20 protein-coding genes are annotated in these 22,133 nt (G+C 65.0%); 12 read left to right on the forward strand and 8 right to left on the reverse strand.

Annotated features, from left to right (window positions below):
• Window positions 1-376: 376 nt before the first annotated feature.
• From KVY23_RS23180 to phoU, 4 genes are all read left to right on the forward strand, one after another.
• A complete protein-coding gene (locus tag KVY23_RS23180; protein ID WP_075841054.1) occupies window positions 377-1,333 on the forward strand; it encodes an acyl-ACP desaturase in 957 nt (318 codons plus the stop codon).
• Window positions 1,334-1,436: 103 nt separating this feature from the next.
• Window positions 1,437-2,594 carry a tRNA dihydrouridine synthase DusB gene (gene dusB / locus KVY23_RS23185; RefSeq protein ID WP_230558345.1) on the forward strand — a complete coding sequence of 386 codons (1,158 nt, stop codon included), beginning with the start codon at window positions 1,437-1,439 and terminating at the stop codon, window positions 2,592-2,594.
• Between the two features lie 117 nt (window positions 2,595-2,711).
• On the forward strand, window positions 2,712-4,496 hold the full coding sequence (locus KVY23_RS23190) for an LCP family protein (protein ID WP_300399616.1): 1,785 nt from the start codon (window positions 2,712-2,714) through the stop codon (window positions 4,494-4,496).
• 72 nt (window positions 4,497-4,568) lie between these two features.
• Window positions 4,569-5,243 (forward strand): phosphate signaling complex protein PhoU, encoded by a 675-nt coding sequence (gene phoU, locus KVY23_RS23195; RefSeq protein WP_230558346.1) that lies wholly within the window; start codon window positions 4,569-4,571, stop codon window positions 5,241-5,243.
• Window positions 5,244-5,339: 96 nt separating this feature from the next.
• Here the strand turns inward: phoU and mshD are convergent, their stop codons facing one another.
• Window positions 5,340-6,254, reverse strand: a complete 915-nt coding sequence (gene mshD, locus KVY23_RS23200; RefSeq protein WP_230558347.1) for a mycothiol synthase — start codon at window positions 6,252-6,254, stop codon at window positions 5,340-5,342.
• 4 nt (window positions 6,255-6,258) lie between these two features.
• Window positions 6,259-7,035, reverse strand: a complete 777-nt coding sequence (locus KVY23_RS23205) for a response regulator transcription factor (RefSeq protein WP_230558348.1) — start codon at window positions 7,033-7,035, stop codon at window positions 6,259-6,261.
• A gap of 183 nt (window positions 7,036-7,218) precedes the next feature.
• On the opposite strand from KVY23_RS23205, the gene KVY23_RS23210 reads away from it, so the two are divergent.
• The 5 genes from KVY23_RS23210 to KVY23_RS23230 all read left to right on the forward strand — a co-directional run bounded on the left by KVY23_RS23210 (window position 7,219) and on the right by KVY23_RS23230 (window position 10,384).
• Window positions 7,219-8,007 carry an LmeA family phospholipid-binding protein gene (locus KVY23_RS23210; protein ID WP_230558349.1) on the forward strand — a complete coding sequence of 263 codons (789 nt, stop codon included), beginning with the start codon at window positions 7,219-7,221 and terminating at the stop codon, window positions 8,005-8,007.
• Window positions 8,004-8,417: a thioredoxin family protein gene (locus KVY23_RS23215; RefSeq protein WP_230558350.1), complete on the forward strand. Its 414-nt coding sequence runs from the start codon at window positions 8,004-8,006 to the stop codon at window positions 8,415-8,417. Before KVY23_RS23210 ends, KVY23_RS23215 begins: the two co-directional genes overlap by 4 nt.
• A 260-nt stretch (window positions 8,418-8,677) precedes the next feature.
• Entirely contained in the window at window positions 8,678-9,190 is a 513-nt protein-coding gene (locus tag KVY23_RS23220) for a DUF4395 domain-containing protein (RefSeq protein ID WP_230558351.1), read from the forward strand.
• A gap of 50 nt (window positions 9,191-9,240) precedes the next feature.
• Window positions 9,241-10,077 (forward strand): sulfurtransferase, encoded by an 837-nt coding sequence (locus KVY23_RS23225; protein ID WP_075841051.1) that lies wholly within the window; start codon window positions 9,241-9,243, stop codon window positions 10,075-10,077.
• A 1-nt stretch (window position 10,078) separates the two neighbouring features.
• Window positions 10,079-10,384: a DUF1416 domain-containing protein gene (locus tag KVY23_RS23230; RefSeq protein WP_075841050.1), complete on the forward strand. Its 306-nt coding sequence runs from the start codon at window positions 10,079-10,081 to the stop codon at window positions 10,382-10,384.
• A gap of 85 nt (window positions 10,385-10,469) precedes the next feature.
• Here the strand turns inward: KVY23_RS23230 and KVY23_RS23235 are convergent, their stop codons facing one another.
• Window positions 10,470-12,032 carry a cutinase family protein gene (locus KVY23_RS23235; protein WP_230558352.1) on the reverse strand — a complete coding sequence of 521 codons (1,563 nt, stop codon included), beginning with the start codon at window positions 12,030-12,032 and terminating at the stop codon, window positions 10,470-10,472.
• Window positions 12,033-12,401: 369 nt separating this feature from the next.
• Here KVY23_RS23235 and KVY23_RS23240 point away from each other — a divergent pair, with 369 nt between their 5' ends.
• A complete protein-coding gene (locus KVY23_RS23240; RefSeq protein ID WP_374108761.1) occupies window positions 12,402-13,022 on the forward strand; it encodes an FABP family protein in 621 nt (206 codons plus the stop codon).
• A 161-nt stretch (window positions 13,023-13,183) separates the two neighbouring features.
• Here KVY23_RS23240 and cydC read toward each other — a convergent pair whose 3' ends face one another.
• The 5 genes from cydC to KVY23_RS23265 all read right to left on the reverse strand — a co-directional run bounded on the left by cydC (window position 13,184) and on the right by KVY23_RS23265 (window position 20,024).
• Window positions 13,184-14,857 carry a thiol reductant ABC exporter subunit CydC gene (gene cydC, locus KVY23_RS23245; protein ID WP_230558354.1) on the reverse strand — a complete coding sequence of 558 codons (1,674 nt, stop codon included), beginning with the start codon at window positions 14,855-14,857 and terminating at the stop codon, window positions 13,184-13,186.
• Window positions 14,847-16,523, reverse strand: a complete 1,677-nt coding sequence (gene cydD, locus KVY23_RS23250; protein ID WP_230558355.1) for a thiol reductant ABC exporter subunit CydD — start codon at window positions 16,521-16,523, stop codon at window positions 14,847-14,849. Before cydD ends, cydC begins: the two co-directional genes overlap by 11 nt.
• Entirely contained in the window at window positions 16,520-17,563 is a 1,044-nt protein-coding gene (gene cydB / locus KVY23_RS23255) for a cytochrome d ubiquinol oxidase subunit II (protein WP_075841047.1), read from the reverse strand. Before cydB ends, cydD begins: the two co-directional genes overlap by 4 nt.
• 12 nt (window positions 17,564-17,575) lie before the next feature.
• Window positions 17,576-19,042, reverse strand: a complete 1,467-nt coding sequence (locus KVY23_RS23260; RefSeq protein ID WP_230558356.1) for a cytochrome ubiquinol oxidase subunit I — start codon at window positions 19,040-19,042, stop codon at window positions 17,576-17,578.
• 103 nt (window positions 19,043-19,145) lie between these two features.
• A complete protein-coding gene (locus KVY23_RS23265) occupies window positions 19,146-20,024 on the reverse strand; it encodes an aminodeoxychorismate lyase (RefSeq protein ID WP_230558357.1) in 879 nt (292 codons plus the stop codon).
• Between the two features lie 125 nt (window positions 20,025-20,149).
• Here KVY23_RS23265 and KVY23_RS23270 point away from each other — a divergent pair, with 125 nt between their 5' ends.
• Together KVY23_RS23270 and KVY23_RS23275 are read left to right on the forward strand one after the other, a co-directional pair.
• Window positions 20,150-21,295, forward strand: a complete 1,146-nt coding sequence (locus tag KVY23_RS23270) for a folate-binding protein YgfZ (protein WP_230558358.1) — start codon at window positions 20,150-20,152, stop codon at window positions 21,293-21,295.
• Window positions 21,292-21,936, forward strand: a complete 645-nt coding sequence (locus KVY23_RS23275) for an MOSC domain-containing protein (protein ID WP_230558359.1) — start codon at window positions 21,292-21,294, stop codon at window positions 21,934-21,936. The genes KVY23_RS23270 and KVY23_RS23275 overlap by 4 nt, the downstream gene beginning before the upstream one ends.
• Window positions 21,937-22,133: the final 197 nt, after the last annotated feature.

Genomic DNA, 22,133 nt, shown 5'->3' on the forward strand with positions numbered 1-22,133 from the left:
CGCCGCACACATGGCAGTACAGGTCGCTCGTCATGCGACTGCCCCGAGTGCCGGTCGGAGGGGGTGAATCACTGACCTTTTAATCCGCAGGTCGTAGGTTCGAGTCCTACTGGGGGCACCATCGCCACGAGATGCACAGCAGATCGACAGCTGTACCCGGGCCACCCTGGAGGTGTCCGGTCGTACACTCGGTAACGGTTGGGCAGTGGAGAACGAACTGCCACGGGGGGACGAAACCGAACCCGAACCCGAACCGGAATCGAAACCCACACAGAGCCCGGCTGGCGGCTGTGACTCGCGTAACTCACCTCGTGTTCGAGCGGGTTACGGTGCCGTAGGCTGGGCAACGATATCCGCAATTCTTGGAGGCTATGCAATGGCGAGGGATCTGACACAGCTGGAGCTGCTAGAGGAGCTCGTTCCGGTTGCGGAGGACAACGTGAACCGGCACATGTCCATGGCCAAGGAGTGGCACCCCCACGATTATGTGCCGTGGGACGAGGGCCGCAACTTCGCCGAGCTGGGTGGGGTGGACTACGACCCGGCTCAGAGCAAGCTCTCCGACGTCGCCAAGGCCGCGATGGTCACCAACCTGCTCACCGAGGACAATCTGCCCTCCTACCACCGTGAGATCGCGGAGAACTTCTCGCGGGACGGTGCGTGGGGCACCTGGGTGGGACGGTGGACGGCGGAGGAGAACCGCCACGGCATCGTGATGCGCGACTACCTCGTCGTCACCCGCGGTGTCGACCCCGTCGCGCTCGAGCAGGCCCGCATGATCCATATGACCAACGGCTTCGCCTCGCCCGCCGGATCCGAGACCGGGTTGCTGCATTCGGTGTCGTACGTGACATTCCAGGAATTGGCGACGCGCGTCTCGCACCGCAACACCGGCAAGGTGTGCGACGACCCGATCGCGGACCGGATGCTCCAGCGCATCGCTGCCGACGAGAACCTGCACATGATCTTCTACCGCAACATCAGCGCGGCAGCGCTCGATATCGCACCGGATCAGACGCTCGAGGCCCTCTCCGACATCGTGATGAACTTCCAGATGCCCGGTGCCGGTATGCCGAACTTCCGTCGCAACGGTGTACTCATGGCCAAGCACGGCATCTACGATCTGCGTCAGCACCTCGAGGACGTCGTCTGGCCGGTCCTGCGCAAGTGGCGCATCTTCGAGCGTGAGGACTTCACCGGCCGCGGTGAGAGCAAGCGCGAGGAACTCGCTGTCTTCCTCGAAGACCTCGAGCGCCAAGCAACCAAGTTCGAGGAGATGCGCGACCGCTCCCTCGCCCGCGAAGCGGCCAAGGCAGCCAAGCAGGCTTCCTGAGTCGATCCGCACGATCGATCCGTGCCCGGCACCGTACTCGGTGTCGGGCGCGACTCGTAGGCGCACGCCTGCGAACCCGAGAACGAACGAGGCACCACCTGTCATGACTGCGACCGATCCCATTGCACTACGAATCGGCTCCCTCGAGCTGAGGAGTCCGGTGGTGCTCGCACCCATGGCGGGCGTGACCAACGTCGCGTTCCGCACGCTGTGCCGTGAACAGGAGATCGCGCGCGCGGGCAGCACATCCGGGCTGTACGTCTGCGAGATGGTGACCGCTCGCGCACTCGTCGAGCGCCAGCCCGCAACGATGCACATGACCACCTTCGGGCCGACCGAATCGCCGCGCTCGCTGCAGCTCTACACGGTCGATCCCGACACCACCTACGCTGCCGCCAAGATGATCGTCGATGACAATCTCGCCGACCACATCGACATGAACTTCGGCTGCCCGGTGCCCAAGGTCACTCGCAAGGGTGGCGGAGCGGCCCTGCCCTACAAGCGAAACCTGTTCGGACGGATCGTCGCCGCCGCGGTCAAGGCCACCGAGGGCACCGATATTCCGGTGACCGTCAAGTTCCGCGTCGGAATCGACGACGAGCACCACACACACCTCGACGCCGGACGGATCGCGGCCGCAGAAGGGGCCGCAGCTGTGGCGTTGCACGCCAGAACCGCATCGCAGCGCTACTCCGGGACCGCGGACTGGACTCAGATCGCACGGCTCAAGGAACATGTCACCGACGTTCCGGTACTCGGCAACGGCGACATCTTCTCCGCCTCCGACGCCGTCCGGATGATGGCCGAAACCGGATGCGACGGCGTCGTAGTCGGTCGGGGATGCCTCGGACGGCCGTGGTTGTTCGCCGAGCTCAGCGCTCGCTTCGCCGGCCGAGAGGAGCCGACACCGCCGACCCTGGGAGAGGTTGCCACGATCATTCGGCGTCACGCCGAGCTGCTGGCCGATCACCACGGTGAGGACAAAGGCCTGCGCGAGCTGCGCAAACACGTGGCCTGGTACCTGCGCGGGTTCCCGGCCGGGTCGGACATTCGTGTCTCCATGGCGTTGGTCAAGACGCTCGCCGAACTGGACGGGCTCCTCGGGCAACTCGATCCGACCATTCCGTTCCCCAAAGATGCCGAAGGCCCCCGAGGCAGGCAAGGCTCCCCCGGCGCAGTCGCACTTCCCGACGGCTGGCTGGACGACCCCGAGGACATCTCCGTCCCCGCCGGCGCAGATCTGATGCACTCGGGCGGCTGAGCTGCCAGTACGGGCGATAGACCGTGAGCGAAGTGGACCGCAGCGGATTCGCCAGTATCATTGCGAGATCGCCGGGTCTCGGCGTCGGTGAGCGCGAGGAAGGCAAGGTTCGAATCCGTGAGTGACGATCGAGATTCGAACTCCCCTGTGCCCGAAAGCCGTGCACCCTGGGAACGCCCGATCTCGAGAATCCACCGACCGGACTCTTCCCCGACCGCGAAGCCCCAACGGTGGTCACGGCCCGAGGACGTCCGGGCGCCGGGCAGCCGCCCGGCGCCGGAAGTCGAGGCTCCCACCGAAAAGATCGCTCCGATCACTGCGAGCACACCACGCCCGGTGACCGCGCGACCCCAGCCCGTCGGTGTCGCCGTCGAGGATCGGCCGGCTCTCACGCGCCTGGCCATGAGCAAAGTGCGTCGGCGAAACCGGATCCGCACCATCGCGCGCGGTTGTGTCTCGATAGTCGCCATCCTCGCGGTGGCGCTCACCGGGGTCGTCTGGGGTTATCTGCGCAACACCGATCGCGGGTTCGCACAGGTGGCCGCACTGGACCCGAACTCGGCCGACGTCATCGACGCCGATGGACAGTACGGTGACGAAACCTTCCTGATCGTCGGCACGGACACTCGAGCAGGAGCCAGCGGGGAGATCGGCGCCGGCTCCGTCGAAGATGCCGAAGGCGCCCGATCCGACACCGTCATGCTCATCAACATCCCTGCCGATCGCAGCCGCGTCGTCGCAGTCTCGTTCCCGCGAGATCTCGACGTCGAGCGACCCGAGTGCGAGGGCTTCGACAACAACACCAACACCTACACCGGCGAGATGTACCCCTCCGCAGAGGGCGACAAGCTCAACGCAACCTACGCACTCGGCGGCCCCAAGTGTCTGGTCAAAACGATCCAGAAGATCTCCGGCCTCAAGATCGGGCACTTCGTCGGCATGGACTTCGCCGGTTTCGAGACGATGGTCGACGAGATCGGCGGCGTGGAGGTCTGCACCGTCGAGCCCCTCGTGGACTACCAACTCGGTACTGTTCTGCCCACTGCCGGGGAACAACTGATCGACGGCAGGACGGCGCTGAACTACGTACGCGCGCGTTACGTCGAGTCCGAGGGCAACGGCGACTACGGGCGGATCAAGCGTCAGCAGCTCTTCCTGTCCTCCCTGCTACGTTCGGCGCTGTCGAACAACGTGCTCCTCGATCCCGGCAAGCTCAACGGCTTCGTCAACGCGTTCACCCGCGACACGTTCGTCGAGAATGTCGGCACTCAGGACTTGATCACGCTCGGACGCTCGCTGCAGAACGTCGACGCCGGCGAGGTGACATTCCTGACGCTTCCGACCGACGGCACGAACGAGTGGGGCAACGAGATTCCCGTCGACAGCGCCATCAAGGCGTTGTTCACCGCGGTAATCCAGGATTTGCCGCTGCCGGGCGAGGAACGCAAAGCCCCAACACCGGCGTCCGAACCAGCGCCCGCACCGCTCGTGCCCACGGTCGCAGTCGACCCAGCAACGGTATCGATACAGGTGTCCAACGCATCCGAGATGCCCGGAGTGGCCGCGACGACATCCGAGGAGCTGGCGAACTACGGATTCGAGATCCTCAACGTAGGTAACTTCGTCGGCACAGCCGCGCAAACGGTCGTCCGATACACCGCGGGGCAGGAAGCCGACGCCGCCACCGTGGCCTCGGCCATCCCCGGAGCGATCGTCGAACAGGCGGTGGGCCTCGATGATGTCATCGAGGTGGTCCTGGGCGCCGACTACCCCGGGTACACGACGCTGCCAGCCGCGATCGGCCAACCGGTCGAGGTGGTCCAAGGCCAGGGAATCACCCAGGCCCCCGCACTTCCGGAGAATCTCGCCTACACCAACGCTGCCGACGACACCTGCGCCTGAGCGCATCCATTCACGCCCCGTTCACCCACGCGACCACGAACTGGTCGTACCGAGGCACTAAACTTCGCTCTCATGCGCGACGCCTACAACGAACAGATGAACGAGTTGGCCAATCTCCTCGGTGAGATGGCCGCTCTGGCCGGATCCGCGATGGACACGGCTACCCAGTCACTCCTCCAAGCAGACTTGGTTCTCGCTGAGCAAGTCATCTCCGACCACGACAAGATCACCGATCTCAGTGCAGTCTGCGAGGAGAAGGCATTCACTCTCCTGGCGCTGCAGGCCCCCGTGGCCGGAGACCTTCGGTCCGTTGTCTCTGGTATCCAGATCGTCGCCGACATCGACCGGATGGGCGCCCTGGCACTGCACGTCGCCAAGATCACCCGTCGTCGCCACCCCAACCACGCCCTCCCCGAGGAAGTCAACGGCTACTTCGCCGAGATGGGCCGCATCGCCGTGCAGCTGGGTGCCTCCGCACGCGAGGTGCTCGAGACGCGCGACCCCGAGCGCGCAGCAAAGCTTCGTGAAGAGGACGAGGCCATGGACGACCTACATCGTCACCTGTTCACAGTTCTCATGGACCGCGAATGGAAGCATGGCGTCGCAGCGGCAGTCGACGTCACCTTGCTCGGCCGCTTCTACGAGCGCTTTGCCGACCATGCGGTGGAGGTCGGCCGTCGGGTGATCTTCCTCGCTACCGGTGAACTCCCCGTCGAGTTGAACACCAACCAACTCCCCACGAACTGATCCTGCCGGGTCCCGGCGGCTGTAGGTCGAAAGCTGCTGGGTCCCGGCAGAGTCCATCGTCACCGATAGACGTGCCCGAGCTCGCTGGTTTTCGACTCAGCGAGAGTAAGCCGCGTCGACGTGGAACCGGGTGAAACCAAGCTGCTGGTAGGTGTGCACAGCGGCAGAATTGTCCGATTCCACGTAGAGCAAGACCTCGCCGAGCCGACGTCCGCGCAGGTAATGCAGGCCGGCAAGCGTCAACGCTCGGCCGAGGCCGCGTCCCTGCGCTGCCGGATCGATGCCGACGACGTAGACCTCACCGATCTCTTCCTCACCGGCCTCCGCCGGATGCACCTTGGTCCAGTGAAATCCCAGCAGAGTGTCCGAGCCCTCCTCGAAGGCCAGGAAGACACCCGCCGGATCGAACCAGGATTCGTCGCGTCGTCCGGCAATGTCCTGGCCGGTCCATCCGCCCTGCTCAGGGTGCCACGAGAAGGCCGCATTGTTCACCCGCAGCAATTCCGCGTCGTCCTGATGCCCCCGGTAGGTGCGCAGGGACACACCGCCCGGCACCGTCACCTCGGGTAGATCCGTCCCGGCCAGCGGACGTCGCATCTGCAGGAGCTCGCGCACGATTTTCAGACCGAGTGCCGCAGCGACCGCCTGGGCAGGCGCGGAGTTTCCGTGCGCCCAGATGCGAGCACCGTCGCCGCCCTCGTCCAACGCCCGCTCCACGAGTCGGCGCCCGATCCCACGCCCACGAAACTCCGGATCGACAACGGCTTCGGCCATGGCCGGACCTGTGGTCGAGCTGGGTTCGATCCCCGCATAGCCGACGATTCGGTCCTCGGCAGTGGCGACGAGATGTACCGCATCTCCTTCAGCAGAGACAGCTCGGACGGCCTGTTCCGACAGCGGAGCAGTGCCGTCCTGTTCTGCTGCGCGAGTGAAGATCGCGCGCAGGTCCTCGGCGAGGGGCGTGGTGATCGCCGCCGAATCGAGCAAAGTGATGGACGACGAAACAGTCATGTGGTCAGTTGATGCTTCCATGTCCGGCGCTTCTCAGCGTATTGAATTCGGCGCTGTCGCCGTCGGTGCCGTCGAGATCGTCGTCGCCGTCTGCCAAGGCGGCTGCGCCCTTGGCATTGCGACTGGGCCGAACGGCCTTGTAACCGACGTTGCGCACGGTGCCGATGAGCGACTCGTACTCGGTGCCCAACTTGGCGCGCAACCGGCGAACGTGGACGTCGACGGTGCGGGTGCCACCGAAGAAGTCGTAGCCCCAGACCTCCTGCAGCAGCTGCGCCCTGGTGAACACGCGTCCGGCGTGCTGCGCCAGATACTTGAGGAGTTCGAACTCCTTGTACGTCAGATCGAGTGGGCGGCCTCTCAGCCGCGCGGTGTATGTGCCCTCGTCGATAACCAGTTCGCCCAGGGTGATCTTTCCGGACGCCTCGGCGACGCCACCCGAGCGGCCCACCAGCAGGCGCAGTCGTGCGTCGAGTTCGGCAGGTCCGATTCCCGGTAGCAGAATGTCGTCCAGGCCCCACTCCGAATTGACCGCGACGAGGCCGCCCTCGGTCAGTACGGCAACGACGGGAATGGCCGATCCGGTGCTACCGAGAAGCCTGCACAGACCGCGGGCGGCAGCGAGGTCGGTGCGCGCGTCCACGAGTGCAATATCGGCCGCTCCCGCTTCGAGCAGCGACGAGACCTCGGTGGGTGCGGGCCGGACATGGTGCGCGAGGAGCGCAAGGGACGGTAGAACCGCCTCCGGATTGGGATCGGAGGTCAGAAGCAGGAGCTCCACACAGCCTCCATTCTTACCGCTGTCACGTCGACCTCGTGTCGAGTCGTATCCAAGAGCAGCCGACCGAAGAAATCCGACTGCATGTCAAGTATCCAAGACTAGCGCCTCACGGTCGATGGCTGCGCAGCGCCGTGCCGGATTCGCGAAGTGGATCCGCCCGGCTCATCAGTCACAATGGTCGCCATGCGCAAACTGATCATCGTGCTCGTGAGTTTTCTGGCGTTGGCCGTCATCGTCGACTTCGGGGCCGCTGCCTACTCCGAGTACCGCGTCTCGCGCGCAATCCGCGAAGGCGGGAGCTTGACGTCCGATCCGCAGGTGATCATCCATGGCTTCCCCTTCGTCACCCAGGCAGCGGACGGAAAGTATCAGAACGTGGAGATCCGTGCACAGGACGTGCCCACCGACTACGTCGAGTCCACGACTATCGAGGCGAACTTGCGCGGAGTGACGGTGCCGCTGTCCGATCTGATCGACGGCTCCGTCAACACCGTCCCGGTGGACGAGCTCGAAGGGCGTGTGCGTATCGACGCGAAAGATCTCGGCCAGTTCCTCGGCATCGTCGACCTGCGGGTTTCCGCACCCCCAGCCGATCCTTCCGACGGCACCGGCGGATCTGGTGGATCAGGTCCCACCACCACCACCACCGGTGGTGGGGTCGTTCTCACCGGGACGGTCCCGGTAGGACCTATCGACACCGAGGTCAGCGTGCAGGCCGATCTCGTGCTCGACGGCGAACGCGTGGAAATCGTCGCGAGCGACTTCTACTTCGGCCCGGACGGCAACGCCGACTTCACGATCCCCGACTTCGCCAAGCCGACCGTGCTGGGCTTGTTCACCAAGACCATCGACCGTCAGACCCTTCCGTTCGGCATCCTCCCCACTGATGTCTACGCAGAGGGCTCCCAGATCGTCATCGAGGGCGGCGCCCAGAATGTGACGATCGACCTGGATCAGATCGAAGCGCCATGACCGGAATCACAATTCTGCTGATCGTTCTGGTGGCCGCAACTGTCTTCGGACTCCTGTATCGGGCTCGGTACGGCGCTGTACGCAAATCGGAGAGTGTCGCTGTGCCCAGGACGCGCGGCCTCCTGCTCGATGCGGGCGCGGTACCGGGCGCCGCCACCGTCCTGCATTTCTCCGCGGACTGGTGCGGGCCGTGTGCCGCCGTACGTCGCGTCGTCCAGCAGGTTTTGAGCAACATCGACGGGCCCGTCGAACTGGAAGTAGATATCGACGCGCATCCCGAACTGGCCCGCGCAATGGGCGTGTTGTCGCTTCCGACGACATTCGTCCTCGACGAGGACCTCACCGAGATCGCACGGATCGCTGGGGTTCCGAAGGCAGACGATCTTCGATCCGTCCTGCTCGATCGATAGCGCTCGCGGACCACTAGTTCTGCCCGTCACAGTTCTCCGGTAGGATGCTCTCTTGTGTTGACCCGCCTCGAGCTGTTGCTCACCAGTCGCCGCACAGTGGACCTGTGCCGACTGGGCGGTTGTTGCTGTCGCTGCTGCTGATTTCTGCCGACGCCCCTCGAGGCGTTTCCGGCCATCGAAACAGAAGATGTCGTCACTTGGTGATGGTCATCGCTTCCAGCCGCCTGTTCACTCATCGAACGCAGGAGCACTTTCACCTCATGTCTTCCGACACCCAACCCACCGTTGTCAAAACCACAGCCACCGGTCGCGCAGCCACCCGGCCCACCGTCGACCAGGTCGACGTCCGGGGCCCGCGCTTCGCTGCGTGGATCACCACCGCGGTGCTCGCCCTCGTCCTCGTCCTGTCCAACGTGCAGAGCACTGCCGCTGCCGTGGTGCTGGCGATTCAGGCCGTGGTCTTCGCCGTCGGCGCTGTCTCCGGGCCACGCCGCAGTCCCTACGGCGCATTGTTCGCCAACTTCGTCGCGCCTCGCCTGGGGCCGACCACCGAGCGCGAACCGACCGCCCCCCTGAAGTTCGCTCAACTGGTCGGCTTCGCTTTCGCAGCCGTCGGTGTGCTCGCCTTCGCTCTGGGTGCGCCCGTCGTCGCCGCTGTGGCCACCGGTTTCGCGCTGTTCGCGGCCTTCCTGAACGCAGCATTCGCGTTCTGCCTCGGATGCCAGATCTACCCCCTCGTGGCGCGACTGCGGACACAATCCGCTCGCGCCTGACCAGCACCATCCTCCACCGACCGAAGAACAGTTAGATCGAAAGGAAACCCATGGCTCGCTCCGACGTCCTGGTCTCTGCCGACTGGGCCGAGCAGAACCTGAACGCCCCGAAGACCGTTTTCGTCGAGGTCGACGAAGACGCAAGCGCCTACGACGGCGGTCACATCGAAGGCGCGGTGAAGCTCGACTGGCGCAAGGACCTCCAGGATCCGGTTCGCCGCGACTTCCTCAATCAGGGTCAGTTCTCCGATCTTCTCTCTGCCAAGGGCATCGCCAACGATGACACCGTCGTCCTGTACGGCGGAAACAACAACTGGTTCGCCGCCTACGCGTACTGGTACTTCAAGCTGTACGGCCACAAGGACGTCAAGCTGATCGACGGTGGCCGCAAGAAGTGGGAACTCGATGGCCGCGCGCTGTCGAAGGACGTTGTCACCCGCGAGGCGACGAAGTACCAGGCTGCGGCGCCCGATCTGTCCATTCGCGCGTTCCGCGACGAGGTCATCGACGCGATCGGCAGCAAGAATCTCGTCGACGTCCGCTCGCCCGACGAGTTCTCGGGCAAGATCCTCGCTCCCGCGCACCTTCCGCAGGAGCAGGCACAGCAACGCGGCCACGTCCCCGGAGCCATCAACATCCCGTGGAGCACCACGGCCAACGAAGACGGCACCTTCAAGGACGACGACGCACTCGAAGCCCTGTACAAGGAAAAGGGCTACGACGAGAACAAGGCGACCATCGCCTACTGCCGAATCGGTGAGCGTTCGAGCCACACCTGGTTCGTGCTCAAGGAATTGCTCGGCAAGTCGGACGTGAAGAACTACGACGGTAGCTGGGTCGAGTACGGCTCCCTCGTCGGAGCACCCATCGAGTTGGAGGTTCACTGATATGTGTGGCGCACCCGTTCAAGGTCAAACAATTCCCGCCGGAGTAGACGTCGAGAAGGAAACGGTCATCACCGGCCGCGTCCTCGGCGCCGACGGTGAGCCCGTGGGCGGCGCGTTCGTGCGCCTGCTCGACGGCACCGGAGAATTCACCGCCGAGGTCGTGGCCTCGGGCACCGGTGACTTCCGGTTCTTCGCGGCTCCCGGTACCTGGACGTTGCGCGCGCTGTCTGCGTCCGGCAACGGCCAGGCCGAAATCTCCCCCGAGGGCGCGGGCGTCCACTCGGCGAACGTGACTGTCGGAGCCTGATACCGGCGCATCAGTAAAAGAACCCCGCACCCATTCGAATGGGTGCGGGGTTCTTCTGCTTTCACGACCATCACGGCGGGTGGACTCAGCGCTGAGTCGTCTCCAGGACGACGTCGGTCGACGGTTCCTCGATCGGTCCGGGCACGGCGCTGTACTGCGGCTCGAAGACCCCCGGCGGCACCAATCCGTGCGACTCCAGGAAAGCGCCGAGATCGCTGTCCCGGGTCACGGTTCCGGGCGTCGGCAGGGGCTGAGACTCTGGTTCACTCGCACCGTCCGGAAGGCCCTCTGCAGGGGTCTCTGGGGACTCTGACGTCTCTGGGGTCTCTGGGGTCTGTGGGGACTCAGCTGCTTTTCGTTCACGCTCGGCCGCAGCCAGATCGGTCACCCAGGCGACGATCTTTTCGCTCTCCCATTCGCGGGCGTCACCGGGGCTTCTGTCCCAGTACGTGAGGTGCTGCAGGAAGCCGATGAAGATGTACGGCTCGACGAACACGTCGACGACACCTTTGTTGTTCTCGACGAGACCTTCGCCCTCGGCCCGGATCTTCTCGCGAACCGTGGCCGCACCCGGCCCCATCGCCCAATTCAGGTCAGCGAGCAACTGATCAGGGGTCAACTGTTGCCATGCCCGCTCCGCGTCGACCTCATACAACTGGTCGGACACTTTGAGCAGTACCTCGAGCAGAGTTTCGTCGGATTCGAGCCAGGTCTCGTTGTTGACGATATCGATGATGGTCCGCGTTGCCACCGAGCTGACGGTGTGCGCGAAATCAGCCACCGATTGCACGGGGTTGATCAGCGTCAACCGCATCTGGCCGAGGATTCCGAGTGCCAATTGCAGGGCGAGAATGTCGTCGGGTGCATCGCACGCGAGATCGTAGGGTCGGCACGACCATGTCATCTTCTCGTTCAGGGTGCCGTAGTCCTTCGGGGCCGAGGACTGGAAGCCGCCTCGCGAAGGTCCGGGTTCGTCGAAGTTGGGGACGCCTGCGGGTCGGTACGGGTCACCGATCGCCACCACGCCGGCCACATCGTCACCGGTGACGAGAGCCTCGGGGTCGCGGTGGCCAATGTCCATCGCTACACGCTCGACGATCTCGGCGCCGACGCTGTAGCCGAGCAGGACGAACTTCGTGTCCTCGCCACACTTCGTCTTGTACTCGTCGAGCAACCGGTTCGTCGAGTGGATTCCATCTGCGACCGCCGGCTGGTACGGCGTCACGTCCTCGAAGAATTCGAAACCGTAGGTCGAGACCCACGGCACGTACAGCCAGCCGACCGTCCCGGGATTGCCCGCGTTGGCCTCACCCATCGGAATCGTGACATTTCCGACCCAGTTGGAAATGGGCGATCGCAGTTCCTCGTTGAGCGGATCTCGGTCCGACTCCGAGTCCGTCGCACCGGAGACCGCGAGCATCAGCACGTCGGGGCAGTCCTGCGCGTAATTGTTCGAGTCGATGTTCGGCCCGTCCGAGGATCCCGTACCAGCCGAACCGCTGTCGGCCGAACCGCTGTCGGCCGAACCAGAATCGGCCGAACCGGTGTCCGGCGCCGCGGATGCGGCCGCCGGCACCACCAGAAGCAGCGCCGCTGCAATCGCTACAGATGTGGACATCAAGGTGCCGGCACGAAAACGGCGCTGCATCGACAGAATCCTTCCCCAGACAAACCGAAAACCTCGAACAAAAAGACAGCGCGAAGTTTTCGTTCCCCCCGACGCCTGCAACGGAACGTACCGTGTTTCTCGCGATCTTCGACACACCTCGAGAAAAGTTTCGTGCACGAACGAGGAGTTCGATCGAGGTAGGCACCCGCGGCGCGGGGCTGCGGTTCGATCTTGATGCGCGTGGGTCTAAACTACTGCCGTGGTCATCTTCTTCGAGGTTCTGCTGGCACTTGCAGCTGTCGCCATCATCGCGTTCTCGCTCTATGTCGTCTACCGCCTGGTGACCGACGAATCGTGAGCGATCGCGCCGCCGATGAACCGGACGGCACTCGGTCGGCCAACGAGGCCATAGCCGAGGCTGCCGACAAGTTCGCTTCCGCGTCGACGCGCAACATCCCTGGGCTGCCGGATATTCCGCACCCCGAGGACACTGCCAATCTGCGACTCGGCCCCGACTTGAACCCCGCAATGCTCGCATTACTACCGTTGGTCGGAGTGTGGCGCGGCGAGGGTGAGGGACGTGACCCTGAGTCCACCGAGGAATATCGCTTCGGGCAGCAGATCGTCGTCTCTCACGACGGCGGGTCCTACCTCGCGTGGGAATCGCGCTCCTGGCGCCTCGACTCCGACGGCAACTACGCTCACCCGGATCTACGCGAAGTCGGTTTCTGGCGCATCAGCGGCGGTGAAGGTGAAAAGGGCAGCGACAACGAGGAAGTCATCGAACTGCTGCTGACGCACAGCACCGGCGTCGTGGAGTTGTTCTACGGCCACGCGCTCAACCAGTCCTCGTGGGAGCTGGCCACCGACGTCGTCATCCGCTCCACCTCGGGCGCTCTCGTAGGTGGCGCGAAGCGTCTGTACGGCATCGTCGAAGGCGCCGATCTGGCCTACGTCGAAGAACGTGTCGGCGCAGACGGAGAGCTCGCACCCAGGCTGTCGGCTCGCCTTTCTCGCTACATCGGCTGAAGCGGACGACCGCTGAAGCGGACGACCCCCGAGCCGTACCTGAGTTGTCAGGTCTCGGCCGGACGGGCCGAGGGCTCGGGTAACTGCCTGGGATTCGCTCGCCGCTCGCGCGGAGTGAATCCGTCAGCGGTAGCGGCTAGCGGGCAGCCACCTCACGCGTCCTAGAGTTCATCAACTTCAGACCACCTCCTCTCTCGTGTACTCGTCAAAGTACGCCCGGAAATCGAGCTTCGCAAAGGATTTTTGCGCGATTTCTCCGGCGGCGAAACACCGAGGTCTATCACCAGGTCAGCCCGCGTATCCGGGGGCAGTTGGTGGGTGACGAGAACAACGATTCGAGCGCGGTCGATCAGGTCGTCCTCGCGATCGAGGAGTCGACGAACCAGCTCGCTACCACTCGCGTCGTCGAGGTGCTCGGTCGGCTCGTCGAGCAGCAACGCCGGCGCCGCCGACAGCAATGCCCGTGCGAGAAGAAGCCGTCGGCGCTGCCCCCCGGAGACCGCCCGCGCACCACTTACCAGGGTCGTGTCCACGCCATCCGGCAATTCGGCGATCCACTCCCCGAGCCCCACCTTCGTCAACATCTCGACGGCCTCGCTCGGGTCGATATCTCCACGTGCAACCCGCAGGTTCTCGAGAATCGATGTCTCGAACAGGTGCGCGTCCTCGGCGAAGAAACGTGCACCCTCGATCACCCCGATGGGTGCGGGGATCAACCCGCCGAGCTGCATGAGCAGCGTCGTCTTACCAACCCCACTCGGTCCTACAACCGCCACCCGGCTTCCCGATTCCACCGTCGCGAGGCCGACCGTATCCTCGCGACCGAGGGTTGCGGGGGGTTGGCGATCGTCCCACTGGGGTCGTTCCGCCGCGTCCAGCAACGCCACGATCCTCGACGCCGACACGCGCGCGCGGGTCAAGGCGACGGCAGCGGCCGGCAGTACGGAGGTCGCCTCGAAGGCTGCCAGCGGGACGAGCACGATGACCGCCAACGCCATCGGCGTCATCCCACCCTCGGTTCCCCCAGTAGGGCCGTACAGTGCCATTCCCACCAGCAACGAGCCGAGCACCGACGCACCGATGGCGAGCGGCAGCGCCGCATCCGCGAATGCCCCCGGAATCGCCGCTCGGTCGCGTGCGCGGACCGACTCCCGGTTGGCCGACCTCGCAGCCTCGACAGTCTCATCGAGCCGACCCGCCACCCGCAGCTCCGGCCCGTGATCGAGCGCCCGCACAGCGATCTCGGCGAACTCGGCCCTGGCGTTCGCTCCCTCGGTTTCTGCGAGAGCCGCTGCCCTGGCCGCCAGCACGGGCGCCAGCACGCCGGCGATCAGCAGCGCAACGAACAGTATTGCGGCCGCACCCGTGGAGATGAAGGCCAACAGAGCCACCGCGGCAACCATCATGATCACCGATACACAGATCGGGACGACGGCTCGTATGACGACGTCACCGAGCACGTCCACATCCGAGCCTGCGCGCGCCATCAGGTCTCCGCGCCGCAAGGTCACGGCCGCGGCGCGGTTTCCGCTGGCCAGACGCTCGTAGAGCCGGGTCCGAGCCGACGTCATTCCCCGCAGTGCGGTGTCATGCGTCGAGAGTCGTTCCAGGTAGCGGAACACCCCACGCGAAATGCCGAGTGCGCGGACCGCGACCACGGCGACGGTGAGGTCGAGCACGGGTGGCATCTGCCAGGCCCGAGTGATCAGCCAAGCGGAGACCGCAGCCAGGGCCAGCGCGCTTCCCAGTGTCGCAACTCCTGCTGCCACGGCCACGGCCACGCGGGTGGGCTGCAGTTCCAGCAGGGCGAGCGCGCGGCGCAGGTCACCGAACATGATGGTGTGCCTCCACTGTCACCACGGCATCGGCGGCGGCGAGAACTGCGGGCCGGTGCCCCACCACCACGATCGTCCGTCCCTCGTCAGCGAGTGCGCGAAGTGTGCCGAGCACGCGACGTTCGGCTGCGGTGTCCAGATGCGCTGTCGGCTCGTCGAGCAGCATGACAGGCGCCGAGGACGTGAGCACCCGGGTCAGCGCGAGACGTTGCAACTGCCCGAGCGAGAGCCCCACACCCCCCGCGCCGATAAGCGTGTTCCAGCCGAGTGGCAACTCGCGCAGAACCTCGTCGAAGCCTGTTGCGGCACAAATCCTGTCGAGCGCTGCGGGATCAGGGCGGGTTCCGGTCAGCACGAGATTGTTCTCGAGGGTTCCCGGCAGGAGCACCGGACGCTGAGGCAGCCAGGCCACCTGACGCCACCACGACGCTCGGTCGACGTCGGCGAGATCCGTCCCGTCGACGGTCGCTGCTCCCTCGGCCGGAGAAGTCAGACCGAGCAGAACGTCGAGGGAGGTCGACTTGCCCGAGCCGTTGGCACCGGCCAGGACCGTCACCGATCCCGGTTCGAGTACGGCGTCGAGTCGGTAGGGTGCGAAGCCGTTTCGCGCTGGGGCCGAGACCGACGACAGGACGATGCGCGCGCCGGTCGCCCGCACCACCGTCGAACCCCCGGTGACGGGCGGGCGGCGGTCCAGGACATCGAAGGCGGAGTCGGCGGCCGCGACGCCGTCCTCGGCCGCGTGGAACCGGGTTCCGACGCGGCGCAGCGGCACGTAGACCTCCGGGGCGAGTACCAGCGCGATGATGCCTGCTTCGAGCGCCATATCGCCGAACACCAGCCGTAATCCGATGCTGACGGCGACGAGTGCCACGCACAGGGTGGCGAGAAGTTCGAGCACCATCGACGACAGAAAGGCGATCTTCAGTGCCCGCATCGTCGCGCGCCGATGCGCGTCCCCGAGAGCACGTACACGCGCCGCCGGCCCATGCTCGCGTCCGAGGGCACGAAGCGTCGGCAATCCCGCCAGCAGATCCAGCAGCTGGGCGGACAAACGTGTCATCGCCTCGAGCGTCGCCGCTGCTCTGCCTTTGGTCAGCAATCCGATCAGGATCATGAAGATCGGAATGAGCGGCAGTGTGAACAAGACGATCAACGCCGACGTCATGTCCTGCGTGGCGATCACGACGAGTGTCAGCGGCGTCAGGGTCGCGGCGAGCACCAGTGATGGGAGGTAGCCGGTGAGATAGGGCGCCAACCCGCCCAGCGCCCGCGTGACGACGGTGGCTGCGGATTCGCGTTCGGCGTCGAGATCTCTTGGGTTCATTGCCGACGCTGCGGCGAGCACCTCGTTTTCGAGTTCCTCGACAACTCTCGATGCTGCTCGGTGGCCGTACCGCGATTGCAGCCAAGCCGTCGCAGTGCGGACCAGGATGGCACCGAACAAGATCCACAGCTGCGGAGACCATTCTCCGATAGTGCGAACATCGGAGGTGATGACCCCGGCGAGGACGGTGCCGAGCATGACCGCGGAGACGATGATCGCGGCGGTGTCCACCAGCGCCAGTACCACGGTCAGGACGAGATACGCTCTCGCCGACCGCGAGTACCGCCACAAGCGCGGATCGACGGGGCCTTTCGACGACCGCTCGACGACTGCAATCACCTCGATCGACCGAGCGACAATCCTATCGAGTCAGGGATCGATGTGGACGAGATACGTTGCCGGAAAACCCAGTACGTCCAGGCTTGGTAGCCGATGACGATCGGCGTCATGAACGCCGCGGCCCAGGTCATGATCTTCAACGTGTACGGGCTCGACGACGCGTTTTCGATGGTCAGGCTGAAGGCCGGATCCGTGGTCGAGGGCATGACCTCAGGGTAGAGCGATCCGAACAGCAGCACGACCACCGCGGCCACCGCGATCGTGGTGCAGACGAACGCCCAGCCCTCGCGGACACGGGCGGTGAGTGCGACGACGGCGACGAGCGCTACCGCTGCGATACCGACCATGGCCCACGTCCAGGTGGTGCCGTAGGCGAGCTGCGTCCACACCGCGAAGGCGCCGCCGACGAGGACCGCCGGAATCGAAAGCCGCGCAGCCAGTTTCACGGCGTCCTCGTGGACGTCGCCCGATGTCTTGAGCGCGATGAACACGGCCCCGTGCAACGCGAACACCAGCGCGAGCGTGGCGCCACCGAGCAGCGCGTATGGGTTCAGCAGATCGAAGAATCCGGCCGTCACCTTCTTGTTTTCGTCGATGGCGACGCCGCGCACGATGTTGGCGAAGGCCACTCCCCACAGCACGGCAGGAACCCAGGAGCCGATACCGATGCCGAGGTCACACCGTCGGCGCCACACCGGATCGTCGATCTTGCCGCGGTATTCGATTGCGCAGATCCGCAGAATGAGCGCGACGAGAATGAGCAACAGCGGTATGTAGAAGCCGGAGAACAAGGTTGCGTACCACTCGGGGAAGGCGGCGAACAGTGCGCCGCCGGCGGTGATGAGCCATACCTCGTTGCCGTCCCACACCGGTCCGATGGTGTTGAGGACGGTTCGGCGCCGCCGCTCCCCCGTCTCGGGATCCTTGTGACGCCCGAGGATCGGCATGAGCATGCCGACACCGAAGTCGAATCCTTCGAGCACGAAGTAGCCGAGGAAGAGAACGGCGATCGCGATGAACCAGAATTCCTGTAGTCCCATGATCGTCTTCCCTCAGTAGGCGAACGAAAGTTGTTTCGGCGCATCGTCGTCATCCGGTTCATCGGATGTGTCGTCGCCGGGCGGGTGGGCGTCGTGTTCTTGTGGGCCCTCGATGACGTAGCGGCGGAGCAGGAAGAACCACACACCGCCGAGCGCAGCGTAGATGAGGGTGAACGTCACGAGCGAGGCCACCACGAGCCCCACCGGATGATCGGACACACCCTGGTCGACGGTGAGTCTGATCTGATCGACGCCGGCCAGGTTGGGGGCGACCACCCAGGGCTGACGGCCCATCTCGGTGAAGATCCACCCCGCGCTGTTGGCCAGGAACGGAGTCGGGATCGCGGCGAGGCTGAGCCACGAGAACCACCGTTGGTGCGGCACTCGTCCGCCCCTCGTGACCCACAGACCGACGATTGCGAGCAATGCCGATCCGGCGGCGAGTCCGATCATCATTCGGAAGGACCAGTAGGTGACGAACAGGTTGGGTTTGTAGTTACCGGGGCCGAATTGTTGCTCGTACTGCTCCTGCAGCTCATTGACACCTTGGACCGTGGCGCCGAAATCGTTCTCGGCGAGGAATGAGGTCACTCCGGGAAGCGAGAGCAGGTGGACCACCGACTCGCAGTTGTTGTGCGTCCCGACGGTCAACAGCGAGAACGCTGCCCCGGTTTCTGTTTCGCACAACGATTCTGCCGAGGCCATCTTCATCGGTTGCTGCTCGAACATGAGCTTGCCCTGAATGTCACCGGTGACAGTGAGGGCGACGCCTGCGACGATCATGACCACGAAGGACATGCGTGCGGCCGGCCGGAACATACTGCGCGAGTCCGCGTCGCGACCCCTTCGGGCCTCGCGCACCATCCACCACCCCGAGACTCCGGCGACGAACGTGCCCGCGGTGAGGAAAGCACCGGCCACTGCGTGGGGGAATGCGGCCAGCGCCGTGTTGTTGGTCATCAACTCCCAGATGCTCGTCAGTTCCGCTCGGCCGGTCTCAGGGTTGAACCGCGCCCCGACAGGGTGCTGCATCCACGAGTTGGCGGCGATGATGAAGTACGCGGAGGCGTTGACTCCGATGGCCACCAGCCAGATCGTGGCAAGGTGGACGAGTTTGGGTAGTCTGCCCCAACCGAAGATCCAGAGCCCGAGGAACGTCGACTCCAGGAAGAAGGCAACGAGTCCTTCCAAGGCGAGCGGTGCGCCGAAGACGTCACCGACGAAACGCGAGTATTCGCTCCAGTTCATGCCGAACTGAAATTCCTGCACGATTCCGGTTGCGACGCCGAGCGCGAAGTTGATGAGGAACAACTTGCCGAAGAACTTGGTGAGTCGGTACCAGGAGTCCTTCTTGGTGATGACCCACATGGTCTGCATGGCTGCGACGAGCGGCGCGAGGCCGATCGTCAGTGGAACGAAAATGAAGTGATAGACGGTAGTGATACCGAATTGCCACCGTGAGATGTCCAGGGTATCCATGACTTCTCCGCCCTCTTCGGCCCCCGGGGTGGTAACGGCACGTCACCGCTGCACGGAGCCATCCCGCAGCGAGTCCGACACTACTACTACCTGCGGTAGTACCTCAAGCCTCGGGAGCCTCGTCACCGATGGTCTCGACCGCGATATCGACCATCGATCGCATCTCGTCGGCACGGCTTGCCCCACCCAATGCGAGCCCGTCGAGCGCGACCACGCGGGCCGCCAGCGTGATACTCGATACCAACCAAACGCTCTCTGCGACAATGAGATCCGCTGGAAACAGGGGCGCGCGCTCGCAGGTGTAGCCCCGAGCTTCGGCGACATCGAACAAAGCCCCGACAGTGGTGCCGGCAAGGATGCCCTGCTCCGGCGGGGGTGTGACAAGCGTCTTACCGCGCAAGAGCACCACCGTCGACCGTGGACCCTCGAGCACCCTGCGCTCACTGCTGACGTAGATCACCTCATCGGCGCCCTGCCGCGCGGCGTACCTCAGCGCAGCCATATTCGTGGCATAAGACAGCGTCTTGGCACCCAACAGCTGCCACGGCGCGCGCGCCGCGAGATCCACCGAATACCCCCGGTCCAGCGTGATCGCAGATACGCCCTCCGCCCGCGCCCGCGCGACCCGCTCGTGCACCGGACCGACAGTGGCATACGCCGTCGGCGCACCACCGCCCTCGCGACCCCGACCGAGCACCAACCTCAGCACACCTTCCCCTGCCGAGACACGCGTCCACTCGTCCACAGCAAGCCCGATGACCAGACGCCACTGGTCGGCGTCGGGAACCGGAAGGTCCATCGCCGCGGCCGACACCGCCAACCGAGCGAGATGAAGCTCGACCCCACAGGGCGCTCCACCGCGCACCAGGAGGGTTTCGAAGGCCCCGTCACCGCGAACAGCAGCAAGGTCATCGGCGCACAGAAGCGGCTGATCGGGGTCGTGAACCTTCCCGTCGAGGGTCACTACTACGCACGCTGACATGGAAGACAACCCTATCCAGTCCCCTCCGCAGGCTCCGCTCAGGTGTCGATGGGTCACTCCGCAGGCTCCGCTCAGTTATCGATGAGTCACTCCGCGGGCTCCGCTCCTGCCTCGATGCTTCTAGGATGGGGTTTGTGTCCGATTCCATCGACAGCAATTCGAGTCCCCTTCTCACCCTTCCCGGCGCAGTACCGTCACCCGAGGAATCACCCGATAGCGGCGTGGCCTGGCATTACGGCAACCCGTTCGGAGAGCAACGCGGGGCCGTCGCACAAGCCGCTGTCATCGACAGATCGAATCGCTTCGTCTTCGCGATCACCGGCGAAGAACGACTCACCTGGCTCGACACCATCTCCAGTCAACGCGTGAAAGACCTTCCCGACGGCACATCCGCGGAGAACTTGTCACTCGATATCAACGGACGCGTCGAACATCACTTCGTGCAGACCGATATCGGCGGTGTCACGTGGATCGACACCGAGGCCGCATCCGGCCCCGCCCTGCTGGCGTTCCTCCAGAAGATGGTGTTCTGGTCCAAAGCCGAACCGCGTGAGCGAGCCGACTTCGCCGTGATCAGCCTGCTCGGAGCCGAATCGTCGGCGATCCTGCAGGCCGCGGGCGCCCCCGCACCAGAGAAGTTCTACGACGCCGCGTCCTTGGACGACACGGGGTCGATCGACGCTGGTTTCGTCCGCCGGATGCCGTGGCCGGGTGCGCACGCCTTCGATCTGCTGGTTCCCCGGGCCGCGCTCGTCGACTGGTTCACCAGGCTCCGTGACGCCGGTGCAGTACCCGCGGGTACATGGACGTACGAGGCGCTGCGCGTGGAGTCGATCCGACCGCGTGTCGGCGTCGACACCGACGTCAAGACCATCCCGCACGAGGTCCGTTGGATCGGCGGCGTCTCGGAGTCGGGTGCCGTGCACCTGGAAAAGGGCTGCTACCGCGGGCAGGAGACCGTAGCGCGGGTGCACAACCTGGGCCGTCCGCCGCGCCACCTCGTACTGCTGCATCTCGACGGCTCCGCAGATGGCCGTCCCGAGACGGGCGAGACGGTGACCGCCGGGGGGCGAACCGTCGGCCGCCTCGGCACCGTCGTCGACCACTTCGAACTGGGCCCCATTGCCCTGGCGCTTCTCAAGCGCACCATCCCGGTCGACACCGAGCTCGTCGCGGGCCCCTGCGCCGCGTCGATCGATCCGGACTCGGTACCCGACTACGACGACGTCCAGGCCGGTCGCGCCGCCATCGACCGCCTCAAAGGGCGATGACAGACAGCGGACGCGTGGAGGCCGTATGCGTCGTCCACACCATCGTCCCCCTCGGACGCCGGGGTGTCGTCGACAGCGCGATCGACAAGCGCCCCGTGGACGGACCCGTCGATGTCGGTGAACTCGGCTTGGCGGGCGATCACAGCTCGGACACCACGTTCCACGGTGGCAGCGACCAGGCCGTGTATGCCTACGACGACGCCGAGGCCGTGCGGTGGGCGTCGGAGCTGGGTCACGACATCTCCGCCGGATGGTTCGGCGAGAATCTCCGAACGACGGGCGTCGCGGTCACGGACGCCGTGATCGGATCACGGTGGCGAGTCGGGTCGGCGGTCCTCGAGGTCACGATCCCTCGGCGGCCCTGCCGGACCTTCGCCAAGTGGGTCGACGAACCCCGGTGGGTCAAGCGGTTCGCCGAGCGCGGCGATGTGGGCGCCTACCTCCGAGTGATCGAGCCCGGAACGCTGAGGCGGGGCGATCGCATCGTGGTGGAAGGTATCCCCTCCCACGGCGCCACCGTCCGAGACCTCTTCCACGGAAGAAACCACGCCGGCCTCGCGCAACTCCTCTCGCTCCCCGATCTGCCGAAGAAGGTCACACGCGAGGCCGAGGCGGCCCTACGCGTTCCCGTCGCAAAGTAGATCATTACCCGGACTCAGAACATTTGCGCAGGTCGCGCCCCTCGACTGGCGGCTCGAGACCAAGCAAACAGTCGCCACACGGAGTCCGTATGCGCATCGAAGCGATTCGCGCGCTAGAGTGTGGTCCAGGAAGAAATACCAAATCTAACGGGGCGCCCAAATTTCCCCAGGCCGCCCCGCAAGTCCGCGAGGGGGCA

Origin of the sequence: Rhodococcus sp. I2R (assembly GCF_020889545.1) — a bacterium.
Taxonomy (GTDB): Bacteria; Actinomycetota; Actinomycetes; order Mycobacteriales; family Mycobacteriaceae; genus Rhodococcoides.